The organism is Methylobacterium gregans (assembly GCF_022179245.1).
Taxonomy (GTDB): domain Bacteria; phylum Pseudomonadota; class Alphaproteobacteria; order Rhizobiales; family Beijerinckiaceae; genus Methylobacterium; species Methylobacterium gregans.
Genome location: NZ_BPQM01000067.1, coordinates 1 through 17,397, shown reverse-complemented (window position 1 = coordinate 17,397; position 17,397 = coordinate 1). Strand labels below are relative to the sequence as shown.

At 69.8% G+C, this 17,397-nt stretch carries 16 protein-coding genes; 7 read left to right on the top strand and 9 right to left on the bottom strand.

The window, feature by feature from the left end:
- Positions 1–104 precede the first annotated feature (104 nt).
- The 4 genes from MFF54_RS14430 to MFF54_RS14415 all read left to right on the top strand — a co-directional run bounded on the left by MFF54_RS14430 (position 105) and on the right by MFF54_RS14415 (position 6,486).
- Positions 105–1,322 carry a serine hydrolase domain-containing protein gene (locus tag MFF54_RS14430; RefSeq protein WP_238303591.1) on the top strand — a complete coding sequence of 406 codons (1,218 nt, stop codon included), beginning with the start codon at positions 105–107 and terminating at the stop codon, positions 1,320–1,322.
- A gap of 100 nt (positions 1,323–1,422) precedes the next feature.
- Positions 1,423–3,798 (top strand): PAS domain-containing hybrid sensor histidine kinase/response regulator, encoded by a 2,376-nt coding sequence (locus MFF54_RS14425; RefSeq protein WP_283206282.1) that lies wholly within the window; start codon positions 1,423–1,425, stop codon positions 3,796–3,798.
- Positions 3,799–3,944: 146 nt separating this feature from the next.
- Positions 3,945–5,447, top strand: a complete 1,503-nt coding sequence (locus tag MFF54_RS14420; RefSeq protein WP_238303590.1) for an ATPase domain-containing protein — start codon at positions 3,945–3,947, stop codon at positions 5,445–5,447.
- Positions 5,440–6,486: a sensor histidine kinase gene (locus MFF54_RS14415; RefSeq protein ID WP_238303589.1), complete on the top strand. Its 1,047-nt coding sequence runs from the start codon at positions 5,440–5,442 to the stop codon at positions 6,484–6,486. Before MFF54_RS14420 ends, MFF54_RS14415 begins: the two co-directional genes overlap by 8 nt.
- Positions 6,487–6,493: 7 nt before the next feature.
- Here the strand turns inward: MFF54_RS14415 and MFF54_RS14410 are convergent, their stop codons facing one another.
- Together MFF54_RS14410 and MFF54_RS14405 are read right to left on the bottom strand one after the other, a co-directional pair.
- Complete coding sequence (locus MFF54_RS14410; RefSeq protein ID WP_238303588.1) at positions 6,494–6,706, bottom strand: hypothetical protein; 213 nt, start codon at positions 6,704–6,706, stop codon at positions 6,494–6,496.
- A gap of 123 nt (positions 6,707–6,829) precedes the next feature.
- Positions 6,830–7,474 carry a DUF2147 domain-containing protein gene (locus MFF54_RS14405; RefSeq protein WP_238303587.1) on the bottom strand — a complete coding sequence of 215 codons (645 nt, stop codon included), beginning with the start codon at positions 7,472–7,474 and terminating at the stop codon, positions 6,830–6,832.
- A gap of 233 nt (positions 7,475–7,707) precedes the next feature.
- Here MFF54_RS14405 and MFF54_RS14400 point away from each other — a divergent pair, with 233 nt between their 5' ends.
- Entirely contained in the window at positions 7,708–8,619 is a 912-nt protein-coding gene (locus MFF54_RS14400; RefSeq protein WP_238303586.1) for a bestrophin family protein, read from the top strand.
- A gap of 19 nt (positions 8,620–8,638) precedes the next feature.
- Here the strand turns inward: MFF54_RS14400 and MFF54_RS14395 are convergent, their stop codons facing one another.
- Positions 8,639–9,169: a GNAT family N-acetyltransferase gene (locus MFF54_RS14395; protein WP_238303585.1), complete on the bottom strand. Its 531-nt coding sequence runs from the start codon at positions 9,167–9,169 to the stop codon at positions 8,639–8,641.
- A gap of 201 nt (positions 9,170–9,370) precedes the next feature.
- Positions 9,371–9,577 (bottom strand): hypothetical protein, encoded by a 207-nt coding sequence (locus tag MFF54_RS14390; protein ID WP_066921646.1) that lies wholly within the window; start codon positions 9,575–9,577, stop codon positions 9,371–9,373.
- Between the two features lie 262 nt (positions 9,578–9,839).
- On the opposite strand from MFF54_RS14390, the gene MFF54_RS14385 reads away from it, so the two are divergent.
- Positions 9,840–10,283, top strand: coding sequence for a BLUF domain-containing protein (locus MFF54_RS14385; RefSeq protein ID WP_238303584.1), 444 nt, complete (start codon positions 9,840–9,842; stop codon positions 10,281–10,283).
- Positions 10,284–10,423: 140 nt separating this feature from the next.
- Here MFF54_RS14385 and MFF54_RS14380 read toward each other — a convergent pair whose 3' ends face one another.
- The 5 genes from MFF54_RS14380 to MFF54_RS14360 are packed head-to-tail and all read right to left on the bottom strand — an operon-like array spanning position 10,424 to position 15,938.
- Positions 10,424–11,416: an ABC transporter ATP-binding protein gene (locus tag MFF54_RS14380; protein ID WP_238303583.1), complete on the bottom strand. Its 993-nt coding sequence runs from the start codon at positions 11,414–11,416 to the stop codon at positions 10,424–10,426.
- Complete coding sequence (locus tag MFF54_RS14375) at positions 11,413–12,393, bottom strand: ABC transporter ATP-binding protein (protein ID WP_238303582.1); 981 nt, start codon at positions 12,391–12,393, stop codon at positions 11,413–11,415. Before MFF54_RS14375 ends, MFF54_RS14380 begins: the two co-directional genes overlap by 4 nt.
- Positions 12,390–13,343, bottom strand: coding sequence for an ABC transporter permease (locus tag MFF54_RS14370; protein ID WP_238303581.1), 954 nt, complete (start codon positions 13,341–13,343; stop codon positions 12,390–12,392). Before MFF54_RS14370 ends, MFF54_RS14375 begins: the two co-directional genes overlap by 4 nt.
- An 8-nt stretch (positions 13,344–13,351) precedes the next feature.
- Complete coding sequence (locus MFF54_RS14365) at positions 13,352–14,332, bottom strand: ABC transporter permease (protein ID WP_238303580.1); 981 nt, start codon at positions 14,330–14,332, stop codon at positions 13,352–13,354.
- 10 nt (positions 14,333–14,342) lie between these two features.
- A complete protein-coding gene (locus MFF54_RS14360) occupies positions 14,343–15,938 on the bottom strand; it encodes an ABC transporter substrate-binding protein (RefSeq protein ID WP_238303592.1) in 1,596 nt (531 codons plus the stop codon).
- 749 nt (positions 15,939–16,687) lie between these two features.
- Here MFF54_RS14360 and MFF54_RS14355 point away from each other — a divergent pair.
- Positions 16,688–17,263, top strand: coding sequence for a Ros/MucR family transcriptional regulator (locus MFF54_RS14355; RefSeq protein WP_238303579.1), 576 nt, complete (start codon positions 16,688–16,690; stop codon positions 17,261–17,263).
- Positions 17,264–17,397 lie beyond the last annotated feature (134 nt).

Here is a 17,397-nt window from a genome sequence, read left to right as displayed (position 1 = left end):
AGGGGGGCGGAAATTCCTGGCGAGCCCCGTGCGGGTCTGGGGGCTCGACAGGAATTTCCGCCCCCCTATACCTCGCGCATCGGACCGGTGAGCGGAGTGTGGCGATGCAGGTTCTGGCGGACCCGAAGGATCTCGGCCTCTGTCCCGAGCGGCTGGAGCGCGTCGACGGCTGGATGCGCGGGCTCGTCGCGGAGGGGCGCCTTGCCGGTCTCTCGGTCTCGGTGATGCGGCGCGGGCAGCTCGCCTTCGCGCGCGCCCACGGCCTCGCCGACATGAAGCGGGGAACCCCCTTCGGCCTCGACACCGTGACGCGCATCTACTCGATGACCAAGCCGCTCACCTCCGTCGCGGTGATGCAGCTCTACGAGGAGGGCCGCTTCCAGCTCGACGATCCGGTGGCGCGCTTCCTGCCGGAATTCTCCGACCTGCGGGTCGCCACGGGGGGCAACCGGGCCAAGCTCGAGACCGAGCCGGCGCGCCGGCCGATCACGATCCGCGACCTCCTCACCCACACGGCCGGTCTGACCTACGGCTTCATGGAGGCGACGCTGGTGGACGCGCTCTACCGCCAGCAGGGCGCCGACTACCTGCGCGTCGATTCCACCCTCGCCGAGGTGACCCGGACCGTCGCCGGCCTGCCGCTCCTCGCCCAGCCCGGCACGGCCTGGAACTACAGCGTCGCCACCGACGTGCTCGGACGCCTCGTCGAGGTGATCTCGGGCCAGGATTTCGCCGATCACCTGCGCGCGCGCGTGATCCGCCCGCTCGGCATGCACGACACCGACTTCCACGTCCGGCCGGAGAACCAGGGGCGCTTTGCGGCCTGCTACGTCTACGACCGCGAGCGTCGGCTGACCCAGTACGACGACGCGGTCGAGACGGTCTTCGCCAGACAACCCGCCATCGCGTCCGGTGGGGGCGGGCTCGTCTCGACGGCCGCCGACTACCTGCGCTTCTGCCGCTTCATCCTGAACGGGGGCGCGCTCGACGGTGTCCGGCTCCTCGGGCGAAAGACCGTGGACCTGATGACCACGAACCATCTCCGCGGCGATCTCGCCGCCATGGGCACCCCGCGCTTCGCCGAGACGTCCTATGACGGAATCGGCTTCGGGCTCGGCTTCTCGGTGATGCTCGATCCGGCCCGCGCCCAGATCCTCGGCTCGCCAGGCGAGGTCGCCTGGGGCGGTCTCGCCTCGACGGCCTTCTGGATCGACCCCACCGAGGAAATGGCGGTGGTGCTGCTCACCCAACTCATCCCCTCCTCTGCCCTGCCGATCCGCAAGCAGCTGCGGGTGATGACCTACGCCGCCCTGCTGGACTGAGGGCGGAACAGGGCCTGCAACGGGGCGTTCAGGGCGGAGTGCCCCGACGCGGCAGGAGACGGTGACGGTGGAAGGCGGGGCAAGGGTGCGGACCGGGCCGGTGCCGTACGAGAGCGAGGCGCTGTGGCGCAGTCTCTTCGAGCGGGTGCACGAGGGCCTGCTCATCGGCGAGGTCGTGCGCGACGCGCACGGCGCCGTGACCGACTGGCGCTACCTCGACGTCAATCCTGCCTGGGAGAAGCTCGTCGGGATTCCGCGCGAGCGCGCCGTGGGGCGCACCCTCCGCGAGCTCATCCCGGGCGTCGAGGATGTCTGGATCGCGGATATCGCCCGCGCCGTGGGCGAGACCGTGACCGTCACCTTCTCGCGGCGCGTCGACATGTTCGACCGTTGGTACGAGGGCCACGCCATCCCTCTCGGGGGCGACCGCTTCGCCGTTCTGTTCCCGGAATCCACCGCGCGCCGCGCCGCCGAGACCCGGCTCGCCGAGAGCGAGGCGCGCTTTCGCAACATGGCCGACCACGCCCCCGTGATGATGTGGGTGACCGACCCCGGCGGGGCCTGCACCTACCTCAACAGGAGCTGGTACGCGTACACGGGTCAGAGCGAGGCGGAGGGGCTGGGCCTCGGCTGGCTCGACGCGGTGCATCCGGACGATCGCGGCTGGTCGGGCGAGGCCTTTCTTGCCGCCAACGTCCGGCGGACGCCGTTCCGGCTCGAATACCGTCTGCGTGGGGCGGACGGGCGCTACCGCTGGTTCATCGACGCCGCCGAGCCGAGGCTCGCCGAGGATGGGAGCTTCCTGGGCTATATCGGCTCGGTCGCCGACATCCACGACCGCAAGGCCACCGAGCAGCGCCTGGTCGACACGACCCGGCGCCTCGATGCCATCCTCAACAACACCACGCAGGCGATCTTCCTGATGGATGAGCGCCAACACTGCGCCTACATGAACCGGGCGGCCGAGCGGCTCACCGGCTACAGCCTCTCGGAGACCGCGGGGCGTGCGCTCCATGACGTGGTGCACCATACCCGGCCGGACGGCTCGCCCTACCCGCTCTGCGAGTGCCCGATCGATCAGGCCTTTCCGGAGAACAACCAGGAGCAGGGCGAGGAGGTCTTCGTCCACCGGGACGGCTCGTTCTACCCCGTCGCCTTTACGGCGAGTCCGATCCGCGACGAGAGCGGCCGGCCGATCGGCACGGTGATCGAGGCGCGCAACATCGAGGCGGAGCTGCGCGACAAGGCGGCGCTGGAGGCCTTCAACGCAACGCTGGAACGGCGGGTCGCCGAGGAGATTGCCGCCCGCGAGAACGCCGAGGAGGCCCTGCGCCAGTCGCAGAAGATGGAGGCGGTGGGCCAGCTCACCGGCGGCCTCGCGCACGACTTCAACAACCTGCTCACCGGCATCACCGGCTCGCTCGAACTCCTGCAGACCCGCATGGGCCAGGGCCGGATGACCGATCTCGATCGCTACATCAACGCCGCCCAAGGGGCGGCGCGGCGGGCGGCGGCGCTGACACACCGCCTGCTCGCCTTCTCGCGCCGCCAGACGCTCGACCCCAAGCCCACGGATGTGAACCGATTGGTGGCCGGCATGGAGGAGCTGATCCGCCGCACCATCGGGCCGGCAGTGACCCTTGAGGTGGTCGGCGCCCCGAGCCTGTGGTCGGCGCTGGTCGATCCGAGCCAGCTCGAGAACGCGCTCCTGAACCTCTGCATCAACGCCCGGGACGCCATGCCGGAGGGCGGGCGCATCACCATCGAGACTGCCAACCGCTGGCTCGATCACCGCGCCGCCCGGGAGCGCGACTTGGAGCCGGGCCAGTATCTCTCGCTCTGCGTGACCGATACGGGCACCGGCATGACACCGGAGGTGATCGCCAAGGCCTTCGATCCCTTCTTCACCACGAAGCCGATCGGCCAGGGAACGGGGCTCGGCCTCTCGATGATCTACGGCTTCGTGCGCCAGTCCGGCGGCCAGGTCCGGATCTACTCGGAGCTTGGCCAGGGCACCACGATGTGCCTCTACCTGCCGCGCCACCACGGGGAGGCGGAGGGCACCGAGACCCTGCCGGATCTCGCCTCCGCGCCGCGCGCGGAGCAGGGCGAGACGGTTCTGGTCGTCGACGACGAGCCCTCCGTGCGCATGCTGGTGACGGAGGTTCTGGAGGACCTCGGCTACACCGCCATCGAGGCCGCCGACGGCCCGTCCGGCCTGCGCCTGCTCCAGTCCGACGTGCGCATCGACCTGCTCGTAACCGATGTCGGGCTGCCGGGCGGCATGAACGGCCGGCAGGTGGCGGACGCGGCCCGCGTCAGCCGACCGGGGCTGAAGGTGCTGTTCATCACCGGCTACGCCGAGAACGCCGCGGTCGGCAACGGCCATCTGGAGCCCGGCATGGCGGTGCTCACCAAGCCCTTCGTGATGGAGACGCTGGCGAGCCGCATCCGCGAGATGATCGAGGCGCGATGATCGCGGGTTCACCCGTGCGGCGGGAACGTGATGCTCCTGCGCCGTGTCCGAAGACGGTTTTGGAGCCGTGGCCGGTGGTGTAGGAGCGGAATCTCGCCGGACCGTGACCGCGGCCCGGCCCGTTAGCTGAATCGAGGCGCGCGACCGTGCAGAACCCTGATGGCGACGCCCTGCCCGTATCCACGGGCGTGGCCGGTCTCGATTACCTCCTGCGCGGCGGCTACGCCCGCAACCGGGCTCATCTGGTCGAGGGGCGGCCCGGCTCCGGCAAGACGACGCTCGCCATGCAGTTCCTGCTCGATGGGGCGCGGCGGGGCGAGCGCTGCCTCTACATCACCCTGACGGAGAGCCGGCGCGAGCTCCTGAACATCGCCGCGCGGCACGGCTGGACGCTCGACGGCATCGAGATCGTCGAGTTGGTGCCGCCCGAACTCAGCCTCGACCCGCGCCAGCAGCAGAGCCTCGTCCACGCATCCGACCTCGAACTCGGCGAGACCGTGCATCTCGCGATGGCCGAGATCGAGCGGGCCAAGCCCGACCGCCTGGTCTTCGACAGCCTCTCGGAGATCCGCCTGCTCTCGGAGGGCTCGCTGCGCTACCGGCGGCAGGTGCACGCGCTGCGCAGCTTCCTGCTGATCCAGGACACCACCGCGATCCTGCTCGACGACCTCACGGCGGAGGTCGACGATCTCAACCTGCACAGCCTCAGCCACGCCGTGCTCCGCCTGGAGCACCTCGCGCCGCTCTACGGTGCCGAGCGCCGCCGGCTGCGGGTGATCAAGATGCGGGGCACCGCTTTCCGGGGCGGCTTCCACGACTACGTCATCCGCCGGGGCGGCCTCACGATCTATCCCCGCCTCGTGGCCGCCGACCACCGGAGCACCTTCGCGGAGGCGCGGGTCGGCAGCGGCAACGCCGCTCTCGACGCCCTGCTCGGGGGCGGTCTCGACCGCGGCACCAGCACCATGCTGATCGGCCCCTCGGGAGTCGGCAAGTCCACCGTCGCGGCGGCCTATGTCATGGCGGCGCTAAACCGCGGCGAGCGCGTCCTGATGCTCGCCTTCGACGAGACGACGGGGGTGCTCATGCGGCGCTGCCGCGGGCTCGGCATGGACCTCGCACCCCACGTCGCCAGCGGCCAGCTGCGCATCGAGCAGATCGATCCCGCGGAGATCTCGCCGGGCGAGATGGCGGCCCGGATCCAGGACGCCGTCGAGCGCCAGGGTGCCGGCATCGTGGTGATCGACTCGCTCACGGGCTACCACAACGCCATGCCGGAGGAGCGATTCCTGCTCCTGCAGATGCACGAGATCCTGACCTACCTGAACCAGCAGGGCGTGGTGACGCTTCTCATCCTTGCCCAGCACGGGATGTTGGGCACCATGAAGGCGGCTGTCGACCTGACCTATCTGAGCGACACGATCCTGCTGTTCCGCGCCTTCGAGGCGGCCGGCGAGCTGCGCCGCGCGATCTCGGTGGCCAAGAAGCGCACGGGCGGGCACGAGGCGACGATCCGGGAGTTGCGGATCGATGCCAACGGTATCGCGGTCGGCGAGCCCCTGCGGCGCTTCCGCGGGATCATGACCGGGGTGCCGACCTTCGACGGCGAGGCCGAGACGCTCCTGCCCGACCACGATGCCGATGCCTGAATCCGCCCTGCCGGTCCTGATCCTAGCACCCCAGGGCCGCGACGCGGAGGTCGCGGCCTCCATCCTGGACGAGGCTGGGATCGGGACCCGAACCTGCGCGACGCTGCCGGAACTGGTGGAGGCGCTCGATGGCGCCACCTGCGCCGTCGTCACCGAGGAGGCGCTGCTGGCGGCGAACCGCCAGGTCCTGGCCGACTGGATCGCGCGCCAGCCGCCCTGGTCGGACTTCCCCTTCATCCTGCTGACGATGCGCCGGGGCGAGCCCGACGGCCGGCTCGCCGAGGCGCTCGGCAACGTCAACTCCCTGGAACGCCCCTTCCACCCGGCCACGCTCGTGATGGCCGCCCGTTTCGCAGCGCGCGCGCGACGGCGTCAGCACGAGGCACGGGCGCATCTGGAGGAGCGCGAGCGCACCGCCGAGCGTCAGGCCCTGCTGATCCGCGAACTGCACCACCGGGTGAAGAACACGCTGGCCACCGTGCAGGGACTGCTCGGCGCCTCGGCGCGGGCGGCCACCAGCGTGGACGCCTTCTACAACGCCTTCTCCGCGCGCATCATCTCGCTCGCCAAAACCCATAATCTGCTGACCGAGGATTACTGGCAGCAGGCCTCCCTGCGGGAGATGCTGGTCAACGAACTCGGTCCCTACGACGACGAGGAGGGCAGGCGCATCCGCCTCGATGGCCCGGCAGTCGAGCTGATCGGCGATCTCGCAGTGCCGACCGGCATGGCGATCCACGAGCTCACCACCAACGCAGCCAAGCACGGGGCCCTGTCGCTCCCGGAGGGCCGCGTCGCCGTGGTCTGGGAGGTAAGGCGCACGCAGGCCGGGCGGGAACTGCTCCTCGACTGGCGCGAGAGCGGCGGACCGGCGGTGGGGGAGCCCACCCGCAAAGGGTTCGGCTCGACGCTGCTCCAGCGGGTGCTGAAGGTCCAGTGCGGGGCCGAGATCGCGTTCGCCTACGAGCCAGCGGGGCTGCACTTCCACATGGCGGTGCCCCTGCCGGATCAGCGCACCGTGCCGGCCTACGACGGCTGAACCGGCCTCAGATCAGGGCCGCCGCGACGGCCAGCAGACCCACCAGAATGCCGGCGATGCCGGATCCTGCAAGTAGCGCGGCGCGCAACCGCCCGGGCCGATGATTGTCGTTGCAGGCTAAGGGCAGCGCGCTGGGGAAGCGGCGCCATTTGCGCGCGAAGGAGGGCGCGTCCTGCAGGGCGCCGGGCCTGGGTGCGTCGGGCTGATGGCGGCAGGACATGGACCGTTCGACCGGTGCGAGGCGCCCCTTCGAGACAGTGCAGCATAGCACGGGCGCGGGCGGGCACCACAGCGGTTGCCCGTCCGCGCGATCGCACCCGAGAGGATGACTCCCTTCGGAAGCTTACTCGGCGGCCTTCGGGGCCGCAGCGGGCTTCGCGGCCGGCTTCGGCGCGGCCGGCGCCGCGGTCGAGCCCGTGGCGGCAGCCTTGGCGGGCAGCCATTCGGGATCGGAACGGGGGCCGCCGGGACCGTTGGTCGGACCCGTGAGCTGGCCGGGCAGCACGTCGCTGACCTTGTTCCAGGTCTGGGACTTGCACAGGAAGGCGATGAGGCAGCCGCGCACGGTCAGTTCGCCCGGCGCCTCGCTCCAGATGGTGACATCGTAGGACTTGCCGTCCTCCGAGTTGTAGATCCGGCCCTCGTAGCGGGCATCGGCGTTCGGCTTCAGGCCGAGGATGAGCTGGTGGCCGAGCGAGGCGCGCGCCTGCTTCTTCGGGTCGGGGTTCTTGAAGTCGACCCGGGGCTGGCCCTTGTCGTTCAGGGGCACCTTCAGCCAGACGACGTAGCCGCAGAGGTTCTTCTCGGCCGGGCCGCACTTCTCCATCCGGATCCGGGCGCGCCCGTCCTCGGTCAGGAAGGTGCCGGTCGCATCGGCCGGGGTCGCGGCGTGGCCCGCGCCCGTCAGGCCCACCAGCAGCGCGGCCGGGAGCGCCGCGCGCCGGAGGCCGGCCCGCACTGCACCGGCCGCGATCAGTCGAAACGTCATGCCATACTCCCAAGCGAAGCGGGCCGCGCCCCTCCGGCCCCGCTCGTCCGCACAGTCTCGGCAGGTCCGCATCCCCTGATTGTGGGGTGGGCCGCCTGTCGGGGTCCGCAATCCGCCCCGATGTTGACCGCATCATGACGTCCGGTGAGATCTCCTCGCCGATCCGGCGTTTCGCCGCGACCGCATCCCTGGCCTCATCCAGCCCTCATCCCGCTCTCACCCCCCTCGCGTCCATGATCGTCCGCCCGCGCCCGAACCTCCTCGCCATCCTGTTCACCCTGCGGGGCTCGATCCTGCCGCAGGTCGCGCCGACCGTGCTGGGTCTGGCGGCCTTCGCCTGCCTCGTGGTGGCCGCGGAGCAGCGCTGGCCGGAGGCCTTTCCGGTCACCGCCGGCATCGGCCCGTTCACGCTGATCGGCCTCGCGCTCTCGATCTTCCTGAGCTTCCGCAACAATGCCTGCTACGAGCGCTGGTGGGAGGCCCGCAAGCTCTGGGGCGGCCTGATCGTGGAGGCGCGCGGTCTCGCCCGCACGCTGAACGCGCTCCTGCCCGGACCCGGCGAGGACGCGCTGCGGCGGACGGCCCTGCGCCGCGTGGCGGGCTTCACGCACGGCCTGCACGCGCGCCTGCGCGAGGCCGACGAGGCCGCCGCGGTCCTGCCCTGGCTGCCGCCGGGCACGGAGGCGGGCACCCTCTGCCCGACCGACGCGGCGCTCACGGGCCTGTCCGCGGACTTGGCGGAGGGGATGCGCCAAGGCGCCCTCAGCGACGTCCTGTTCGGCATCTTGGAGCGGAAGATCGCCGACCTGTCGGCGATCCAGGCGGCCTGCGAGCGGATCCGCACGACGCCCCTGCCCTTCGCCTACACGCTGCTGCTCTATCGCACCGCCTGGCTCTACTGCCTGTTCCTGCCCGTCGGTCTCTCGGGCTCCCTCGGCTGGGCGACGCCGGCCGCGGTCGCCCTCGTGGCCTACACCTTCTTCGGCCTCGACGCGCTGGGCGACGAGCTGGAGGAACCCTTCGGGACCGACCCGAACGATCTGCCTCTCGACGCGATGCTGCGCACGGTCGAAGCGATCGTGCTCGACGCGCTCGGCGAGCCCGTGCCCGAGCCGCTGAGGCCCGAGAACTTCCTGCTGCGCTGAACGGCCGCCGCGCGGCGCGCTAGACCCGGCTCGGCGGTCCGTCCGATCCCGGGCCGAGGGCGCGCTGCATCAGCAGGGTGTCGAGCCAGCGCCCGTGCTTGTAGCCGACCGCCGGCAGACATCCCGCGGGCACGAAGCCCGCACCCGTGTGGAGGGCTACTGAGGCCTCGGAGCCCGGGTGCGCGATCACGGCCACGAGCCGGCGCGCATCGATGGCCTCGCAGGCCGGAATGAGCGCGTCGAGCAGGGCCCGTCCGATCCCGAGTCCCCGGGCCTCCGACGCGACGTAGACGGAAGTCTCGAGGGTCGAGCGGTAGGCCGCGCGCGTCCGGTAGAGGCCCGCATAGGCGTAGCCGACGACACCGTTCCCGCCTTCGGCCACGAGCCACGGCAGCCCCGCCGCGACGAGGTCCGACCAGCGACGCGCCATCTCTGCCTCGGAGGGCGGCTCGGTCTCGAAGGTCGCTGTACCGTTCAGCACGGCCTCCGTGTAGATCCGGGCGATCGCGGGAATATCCTCCGCGCCCGCCGCGCGCAGCATCGGCGTCATGCATCCACGCTACGACCAGAGCGGGTCCGCCGGCAACGCAGGATGCGCGCTCAGCGCGGTCATGCGCCCACCCGCACCCGCGTCCGGGCATGCCTCGATCCGCTCGCGCGCTTCATGGCCCCTCCACAGGTGCCCCAAACGCGGAGAGGGGCCGGCGCGCGAGCGCCGGCCCCTCCCAGGCGTTCCCTCGAGGAAGGTCGCTTACTCAGCCGCAGTCACGTCGGCGGTGAAGTGACCGCACCAGTCCTGTGAGGCGACGACCGGCCACAAGCCCTTCGACTCCGGGGCCGGCTGGCTGACCGGCGGGTTGAAGCGGCACAGGCCCTCGTCGCCCGAGGCCTGGGCACCGTTGAGCTTGTGGTCGTCGAAGAAGCGGCAGCTCTCGCAGGACGCGTTGGTACCGGCCATGGTCAGATCTCCGTTCGTGCTGGTCCGTGTCGGAGGCTGGCGGGCTGTCCAGCCCGGCACCGCCGTTGCGAGTTCTTAATTAGAACAACTCAAAAGAAGGGTCAATGGGCTGGCAGCCACGAACGGGCGACGCGAGGCCGCGGCCAGGGTTTATCCCCGGCTCACCCTGTGCTGATGTGTGACCCTGAGCGCCAAGACGGTCTCCGGCCGATTCGCTGGTTCGCTCTTCCCGGAACCATGCCCAGGACCCGCCCTGTTCCGTTTGATCTACAAGAGCGCGGCGCGCCACGAGACGGAGGAGATGTTCCAGCCCTCCAACCTGCCGGCGATCCTGGAGTCTTCGCGCCGACGAAACGGCGAGGACGGTCTCTCGGGCGTCCTCGTCTACACGGGGACTGGGTTCCTGCAGGTGCTGGAGGGGAACCGCGCCGAGGTCCTCGGCGTGTTCGAGCGCCTGCTCATCGACCGACGGCACCGCAGCGTCTCGGTGATCGAGATGGGTGAGATCGAACGGCGCTCGTTCGGCGGTTGGACGATGGGCTTCCTGGGCGCCTCGCCGGAGATCGATGCGCGGCTCGAGGCCGCGATCGGACCGGTCTCGGGTCTCGATCGCGATCCCGTCCGCCGAGTCGAGCTTCTGCGTGCCACCCTGCTCCTGCTCGTGGACGCGCCGATCAGCCTGCTCTGGCGCGAGGGCCTGACCTGATTCGAGAGGCGGAACGAAGTTTTGCCGGAACGGAGCCGGCGTCGCCCGGTTCCTCCGGTACGGCACGTCGGCGTGCCGGACGCTCCGAGCGTTTCCTCCCGAACTCGGGCCGCCCGCGGGGCGGCTCTTTTTTTGCCCGTTCAGGCGCCCAGGCGCCCCTCCTCCACCGCGTGGCAGGCCACGCCGTCGATGAGTTTCGGCACCTCGGCCCGGCAGCGGTTGTTCGCGTGCGGGCAGCGCGGGTTGAAGGTGCAGCCTGAAGGCGGGTCGATCGGGTTGGGGATCTCGCCGGAAACGGGCGTTCGGGCTCGGCCGATGTGGGCGAGGTCCGGCACCGCGTCGAGCAGCATGCGGGTGTAGGGATGGCGCGGGCGGCCGAAGATCGTGGCCTTGTCGCCGACCTCGACGAGGCGGCCGAGATACATCACGCCGATCCGCGTCGCCATGTGGCGCACCACGGCGAGGTTGTGGCTGATGAACAGGTAGGTCAGCCCGAGCCTGTCCTGAAGGTCGCGCATCAGGTTCAGGATCTGGGCCTGCACCGAGACGTCGAGGGCCGAGGTCGGCTCGTCGCCGACCAGGAACTCGGCTTGGCTCGCCAGCGCCCGCGCGATGGCGACGCGCTGGCGCTGGCCGCCCGAGAATTCGTGCGGGTATTTCCGCGCGTCGTCCGGGTGCAGGCCGACGAGGCGCAAGAGCTCGCCGACCCGCTCGCGGATCGCCGCCTCGCCCTGGATCAGGTTGAAGGCGCGGATCGGCTCGGCGATGATCGCGCCGACGCGCCAGCGCGGGTTCATCGAGGCGTAGGGATCCTGGAAGATCATCTGGATCCGGGCGCGCAGGCGCCGCCGCGCCGCTGCCTGGCGCGGGTCGGTCATCGAGATGTCTGCGATGCGCACTTCGCCCGCGGACGGGGGCAGCAGGCCCACCACCATGCGGGCGACCGTCGACTTGCCGGAGCCGGACTCGCCCACCAGCGCGAAGGTCTCGCCGCGCCGGATCGTGAAGCCGACACCGTCCACCGCCTTGAGGGTCTGGCGGGGCGCCCGCTCGATCACCCTGTTGAGCCAGGGCTTCGACACGTCGAAGACCCGGCGCAGATCCTCGACCTCGACATAGGCGCCCGCGCTCATGCGGCTTCTCCGCGCTCATCGTAGAGGTGGCAGGCGACCCGCGTCCGGTCGACCGGGAGCGGCTCGGGCCGCTCGGCCCGGCAGCGTCCGAACACGTTCGGACAGCGCGGGTTGAAGGCGCAGCCCGGCGGGATTGCGGTGAGCCGCGGCATCGCGCCCGGGATCTGGGTCAGGCGCTCGGCGGTGTCGCTCAGTGTCGGGATCGCGCCCATCAGGCCGCGGGCGTAGGGGTGATGGGGCGCCCGCACCACGCTCTCCACGGGGCCGATCTCGGCGACCCGGCCCGAATACATCACGGCGACCCGGTCGGCGGCCTCGGCGATCACCCCCATGTCGTGGGTCACCAGCATCACGGCGGTGCCGCGCTCGCGGCAGAGGCGCTTGAGGAGCGTGATCACCTGCGCCTGGACCGAGACGTCGAGCGCCGTCGTCGGCTCGTCGGCGATGATCAGCTCGGGCTCGGCCGCGAGCGCCAGCGCGATCACCACGCGCTGGCGCATGCCGCCCGAGAACTCGTGCGGGTAACCGTCGATGCGCCGCTCGGGGGCCGGGATGCCCACCTCGGTGAGGAGGTCGATCGCCCGTGCCCTGGCGGCCTTCGCGGACAGGTCGGTGTGGGTGCGGATCGTCTCCACGATCTGCTCGCCGACCCGGTAGAGCGGGTCGAGAGAGGTCAGCGGATCCTGGAAGATCATGCCGATGCGCCGCCCTCGCACCCTGCGCATCTTCTCCGGCGTCAGGTTGTCGATGCGCTCGCCGCGTAACCGGATCTCGCCCCCGGCGATGCGGCCGGGCGGGTCGATCAACCCGATGACGGCCGAGCCCGTCACCGACTTGCCGGCCCCGGACTCGCCCACCACGCCCAGGATCTCGCCCCGGGCGATGTCGAAGGAGACGCCGTCGATGGCGGTGAGCGTGCCTCGGCGCGTCTCGAAGACGACGCGCAGGTCGCGCACGGAGAGGACGGTGTCGCTCATTGCAGCTTCGGGTTCAGCGCGTCGCGCAGCCAGTCGCCCAGCAGGTTGATGGCGATGACGAGGCCCGCCAGCGCGATGCCGGGAAAGGCCACCACCCACCACTCGCCTGAGAACAGGAACTTGTTGCCGATGCGGATGAGGGTGCCGAGCGAGGGCATCGTCTCGGGCAAGCCCGTGCCGAGGAACGACAGGGTCGCCTCGGTGATGATCGCGAGCGCGAGGTTGATGGTGGCGATGACGAAGACCGGACCGGTGACGTTGGGCAGCACGTGGCGGACCATGATCACCGGCGTCGACAGGCCGATCAGGCGAGCCGCCTGCACGTAGTCCTTGCCGCGCTCCACCATCACGGAGGAGCGCACGGTGCGGGCGTACTGCACCCAGAACGACAGCCCGATCGACACCACGATGAGGAGGATCGTGGCGTTCGTGTCGAGCGCGCCGCCGAAGGAGGCCTTGGCGACGCCGTCGACCACCAGCGCGATCAGGATCGCCGGGAAGGTCAGCTGCACGTCGGCGACGCGCATGATGATCGTGTCGAGGAGGCCGCCCACGTAGCCCGCGACGAGCCCGAGCCCGATGCCGAGCGTGCCGGAGACCAGCACGCCGAGCATCCCGACGATCAGCGAGAGGCGCAGCCCGTAGAGTACCGCCGAGAGCACGTCGCGGCCCTGGTCGTCGGTGCCGAGGAGGAAGGGCGCCTGCCCCTCCGCCTTCCAGATGGGCGGCAGGTTCGAGTTGAGCAGGTCGAGCTGGGCCGGGTCGTAGGGGTTCTGGGGCACGATCCAGGGGGCGGCGAAAGCCAGCGCGAACATCAGCACGGTCGCCACGAAGGCGGCCATCGCCGTCTTCGAGCGGCGGAAGCTCGCCCAGAGATCGGAATCGAGGAAGCGCGCCAGCCGCGACCCTGTGGGCTGCCGGATTTCCGGGACCTCGGCGGCATCGTCCATCGCGGCACTCATGCGGCGCGCCCCACGCTGGTGCGGAGCCTGGGATCGACCACGGTGTAGAGGAGGTCGACCACGAGGTTGATGGTGACGAAGATCGCCGCGACCAGCAGCAGGTAGGCCGACATGATCGGGATATCGACGTTCTGCACCGCCTGCACGAACAGGAGGCCCATGCCCGGCCACTGGAACACCGTCTCGGTGATGATCGAGAAGGCGATGACCGAGCCGAGCTGGAGCCCCGCGATGGTGATGACGGGCACGAGCGTATTCTTCAGCGCGTGGCCGAAATGGATGGCGCGGGTGGTCAGCCCCCGGGCGCGGGCGAAGCGGATGTAGTCGGTGCGCAGCACCTCGAGCATCTCGGCCCGGACGAGGCGCATGATCAGGGTCATCTGGTAGAGGCCGAGGGTGACCGAGGGGAGGATCAGGGCCTTCAGCCCCGAGACGGTGAGGAAGCCCGTGGTCCAGCCCCCGATCCGCACGGTGTCGCCGCGCCCGTAGGAGGGCAGCCAGCCGAGCGTGACCGAGAACAGGAAGATCAGCAGGATGCCGATCAGGAAGGTCGGCAGCGAGACGCCGATGAGCGAGACCGCCTGGAACAGCTTGGCGAGGACGGTGTCCCGTTTCAGCGCGCAGTAGACCCCCATCAGGATGCCGACGCCGAGCGCGAAGAGCGTGGCGCAGAAGGCGAGTTCCAGCGTCGCCGGGATGCGCTCGGCCAGGAGCGCGGTCACCGGCTGCCGGAACTGGTAGGAGATGCCGAAATCGCCCCGTAGCACGTTGCCGGCGTAGCGGCCGAACTGCACCAGCATCGGGTCGTCGAGGCCCAGGCTCTTGCGGATCGCGGCCCGCTCGGAGACGGGTGTGTCGGGACCGACGATCTGGTTCACGGGGTCGCCCGCGAACCGGAACATGGCGAAGGCGATCAGGCCGACCACGCCCAGCACCACGAAGGCCTGGGCGAGGCGGCGGATCAGGAACGCGAGCACGCTTGTGGCCTCAGGGCTTCTTGGACACCCAGTAGAGATAGAGATAGTTGTCCGGCCGCTGGGTCAGCGTGACCTTCTTCGAGACGCCCCAGGCGAGCGCCTGCTGATGCAGCGGGATGTAGCCCCAATCGGTCTGGATCGTGTCGAAGCCCTCCTTGATCAGGGCGTCGCGCTTGGTCTTGTCGGTCTCCTGCTCGACCTTGTCGGCGATCTCGTCGATCTTCGAGTTGCAGTAATTGCCCAGGTTCCAGCCACCGCGGCCGGATTTCGGATCGTTCCGGCAGCCCGCGATCTCGTACAGGATGTTGTGGCTGTCCTGCGAGGAGGGCGTCCAGCCGACGAGGTAGAACGAGGTGTCGTAGGCGGGCGCCAGCACCTTGGCGAAGTACTTGGCCTTGGGCTGAGCGTTGAGGTTCACCTTCACGCCGACGCGCGCGAGCATCGAGACCACGGCCTGACAAATCGCCTCGTCGTTGACGTAGCGGTCGTTCGGGCAGTCCATCGTGAGCGTGAACCCGTCCGGGTAGCCGGCTTCGGTGAGGAGCGCCTTGGCTTTCTTCGGGTCATAGCCCGGACGTTTGATCTCGCCCGAGCGGTCGAACAGCGAGGGCGCGATCAGGATGGCTGAGGGCGTGGCTTGCCCGCGCATCACGCGCTTGGCGATCGTGTCCTCGTCGATGGCGAGGTAGAAGGCCTCGCGCACGCGCTTGTCCTTGAACGGGTTCTTGCCCTTGACGCTTGAGTCCTTCAGCTCGTCCCGCGTCTGGTCCATGCCGAGAAAGATCGTGCGCAACTCGGGCCCCGCCATCACCACGGCGTTGCCGCTCGCCTCGACGCGGGGCTGGTCCTGCAGCGGCACGGGGTCGATCCAGTCGACCTCGCCGGACAGCAGCGCTGCGACGCGGGTGGCCGAGTTGCCGATCGTGGTGAAGACCGCCTCGTCGAGGTTCGACTCGACCTTGCCCCAGTAGCCGGGAAACTTCTTGAACACCGTGCGCACGCCCGGCTGGTGTTCCGTGATGATGAAGGGGCCGGTGCCGTTCTCGTTGAGCGTGGCGTAGCTGGGGGACGTCGCGGTCGGGGCCGAGGGCTGGACGGCGTTGTTCTTCTCCGCCCAGGTCTTCGACATGATGTACCAGGTCGGAAACTGCGCGATCGCGATCGGATTCGGCGTCTTCAGCTTCATGTCGACGGTGTAGTCGTCAACCTTCACGAACTCGGCGTCGGCCGGCACGTTCGTCTGAAAGTTCGAGCCCGGCGCCCGCACGCGCTGTACCGAGAAGAGCACGTCGTCGGCGGTGAAGGGCGAGCCGTCGTGGAACTTCACGCCCTTGCGCAGGTGGAAGCGCCAGCGCGTCGGCTCCGGCGTCTCCCAGGACTCGGCGAGCGCGGGCACAAACTTCATGTCCTTGTCGCGCATGATCAGCGCTTCGTAGACCGCGCCGTGCATCCCGATCGTGAAGCTCTCCTTCAGCGAGTAGGGATCGAGCGACTTGATGTCGCCCTGGAAGGCGAAGCGGAAGACGTTCTGGGCCTGCGCGAGGGATGATCCCCCGAGAAGACCCAGGGCAAGTCCGGCGGCGAGCAGCGCGTTCTTCATCGGCATCGTCACAGCATCACACCGCATGCGCATCATGTCCACGCTTCGACTGGGAGGGCCGGTCGGAGAACCGGGGAGAACCCTCGCCGGGATGCGGGACTTGTGCCAGCAAGCTTGAGCGGTGCGCAACCGGGCCGTGCGTCGCCGGGGCGACCGCCCCCTCGGCGAAAGCCGTCGCTGCTTGATCCCGCGTCATTGGAGCGATGTCGCCACCGAGGCCGGCCAGCACCGCAGAGGCCATGCAGCAGGATGGCGCTGCGTCGGAGGGCGGCAGAGACGGCGCCATGCGGAGCTTGGTCGCGAGCTACAGCGTGAGACGCGGCCGGTAGCGCCGCCGCGCGAGCCGGCCGGGCAGCGCGGCCCCCGGCGGCCCCCTATCGGCCAGCGTGCGGTACAGGCGCGATCGGGCCCTCTGTTCTTCCGAGGGGCATGCATACCCGGAGTGCGCGGCGGCTAGGCGCCAGCATCGCCCGATCTGATCGGGCGCGCCGGTGATTCGTGCGCGGGCTGCGGTACGTAAACGCGATAGGTCGGCGCGATGATGCCGCGAGCGTCCATCGAAGATTGCATCGCCCTGCCGAGTGGGCTCGGTGTCGTGACAAGCCTTCCGGCTCGTACCGGAGCGTTATTGTGATAGATTTTTTGTGTGTGATCGTCACACCTAATGCGATTTGGCGCCCCATTCGACTATCTGCTGTCTTGACGGATCGAGGCGCGTGCCCTTTCTCTCGGGTCGTTGTGGTTGGGAGGTCGTCGTGTCGGAGAGCGCTGAAGTTTTAGGGCCGGATCAGATCGAGCTGACGGTTGATATCGTCTCGGCGTATGTCTCGAATAACCATATCCAAGCCGTCGATCTTCCTGCGCTGATCGGCACCGTGCACGCTGCGCTCGGCGATCTCTCGAAGCCTGCTGAGCAGGCCGAGGCGCCCGCCGAGAAGCTCACGCCGGCCCAGATCCGCAAGTCGATCACGCCGGACGCTCTGGTCAGCTTCATCGACGGCAAGCCCTACAAGACGCTGAAGCGCCACCTCACCAAGCACGGGCTGGATTTCCAGGCCTACCGCCAGCGCTTCGGTCTGCCGGCCGATTATCCGGCCACCGCCGCGAGCTACTCGGCCAAGCGCTCGGAGCTGGCACGCAGTCTCGGCCTCGGCCGCAAGAGCGAGGCGGCGGCCCGCGAGGCGGAGCCCGTCGTGACGACCGCCGAGCCCGAGGAGGCGCCGAAGGCGCGCGGGCGCCGCAAGGCCGCCGAGCCGGCCGCTCCCGCTGCTCCCGCTGCTCCCGCGAAGGGGCGCGGCCGAAAGAAGTCCGCGGCCGAGGCGGCCGAGTAGGCCTGTCGCGAGGGGCCCGCGCTCACGGCCGGCGCGGGACTCTGCCCATCCCGCGCCGCGCACCTCTTGAGGTGACTGCTTCTTCTCGTGCCGATCGCCGTGCGCATTGGCAGTGAATCGCCCAGAGCCGTGCC

Bases quoted from the DNA above. Each gene is read 5' to 3' on its own strand.
- MFF54_RS14400 (WP_238303586.1), top strand. From the start codon at position 7,708: ATGATCGTCCGCCCGCGCCCGAACCTCCTCGCCATCCTGTTCACCCTG.
- MFF54_RS14430 (WP_238303591.1), top strand. From the start codon at position 105: ATGCAGGTTCTGGCGGACCCGAAGGATCTCGGCCTCTGTCCCGAGCGG.
- MFF54_RS14380 (WP_238303583.1), bottom strand. From the start codon at position 11,416: ATGAGCGCGGGCGCCTATGTCGAGGTCGAGGATCTGCGCCGGGTCTTC.
- MFF54_RS14370 (WP_238303581.1), bottom strand. From the start codon at position 13,343: ATGGACGATGCCGCCGAGGTCCCGGAAATCCGGCAGCCCACAGGGTCG.
- MFF54_RS14390 (WP_066921646.1), bottom strand. From the start codon at position 9,577: ATGGCCGGTACCAACGCGTCCTGCGAGAGCTGCCGCTTCTTCGACGAC.
- MFF54_RS14405 (WP_238303587.1), bottom strand. From the start codon at position 7,474: ATGACGTTTCGACTGATCGCGGCCGGTGCAGTGCGGGCCGGCCTCCGG.
- MFF54_RS14410 (WP_238303588.1), bottom strand. From the start codon at position 6,706: ATGTCCTGCCGCCATCAGCCCGACGCACCCAGGCCCGGCGCCCTGCAG.
- MFF54_RS14415 (WP_238303589.1), top strand. From the start codon at position 5,440: ATGCCTGAATCCGCCCTGCCGGTCCTGATCCTAGCACCCCAGGGCCGC.
- MFF54_RS14360 (WP_238303592.1), bottom strand. From the start codon at position 15,938: ATGCCGATGAAGAACGCGCTGCTCGCCGCCGGACTTGCCCTGGGTCTT.
- MFF54_RS14375 (WP_238303582.1), bottom strand. From the start codon at position 12,393: ATGAGCGACACCGTCCTCTCCGTGCGCGACCTGCGCGTCGTCTTCGAG.
- MFF54_RS14395 (WP_238303585.1), bottom strand. From the start codon at position 9,169: ATGACGCCGATGCTGCGCGCGGCGGGCGCGGAGGATATTCCCGCGATC.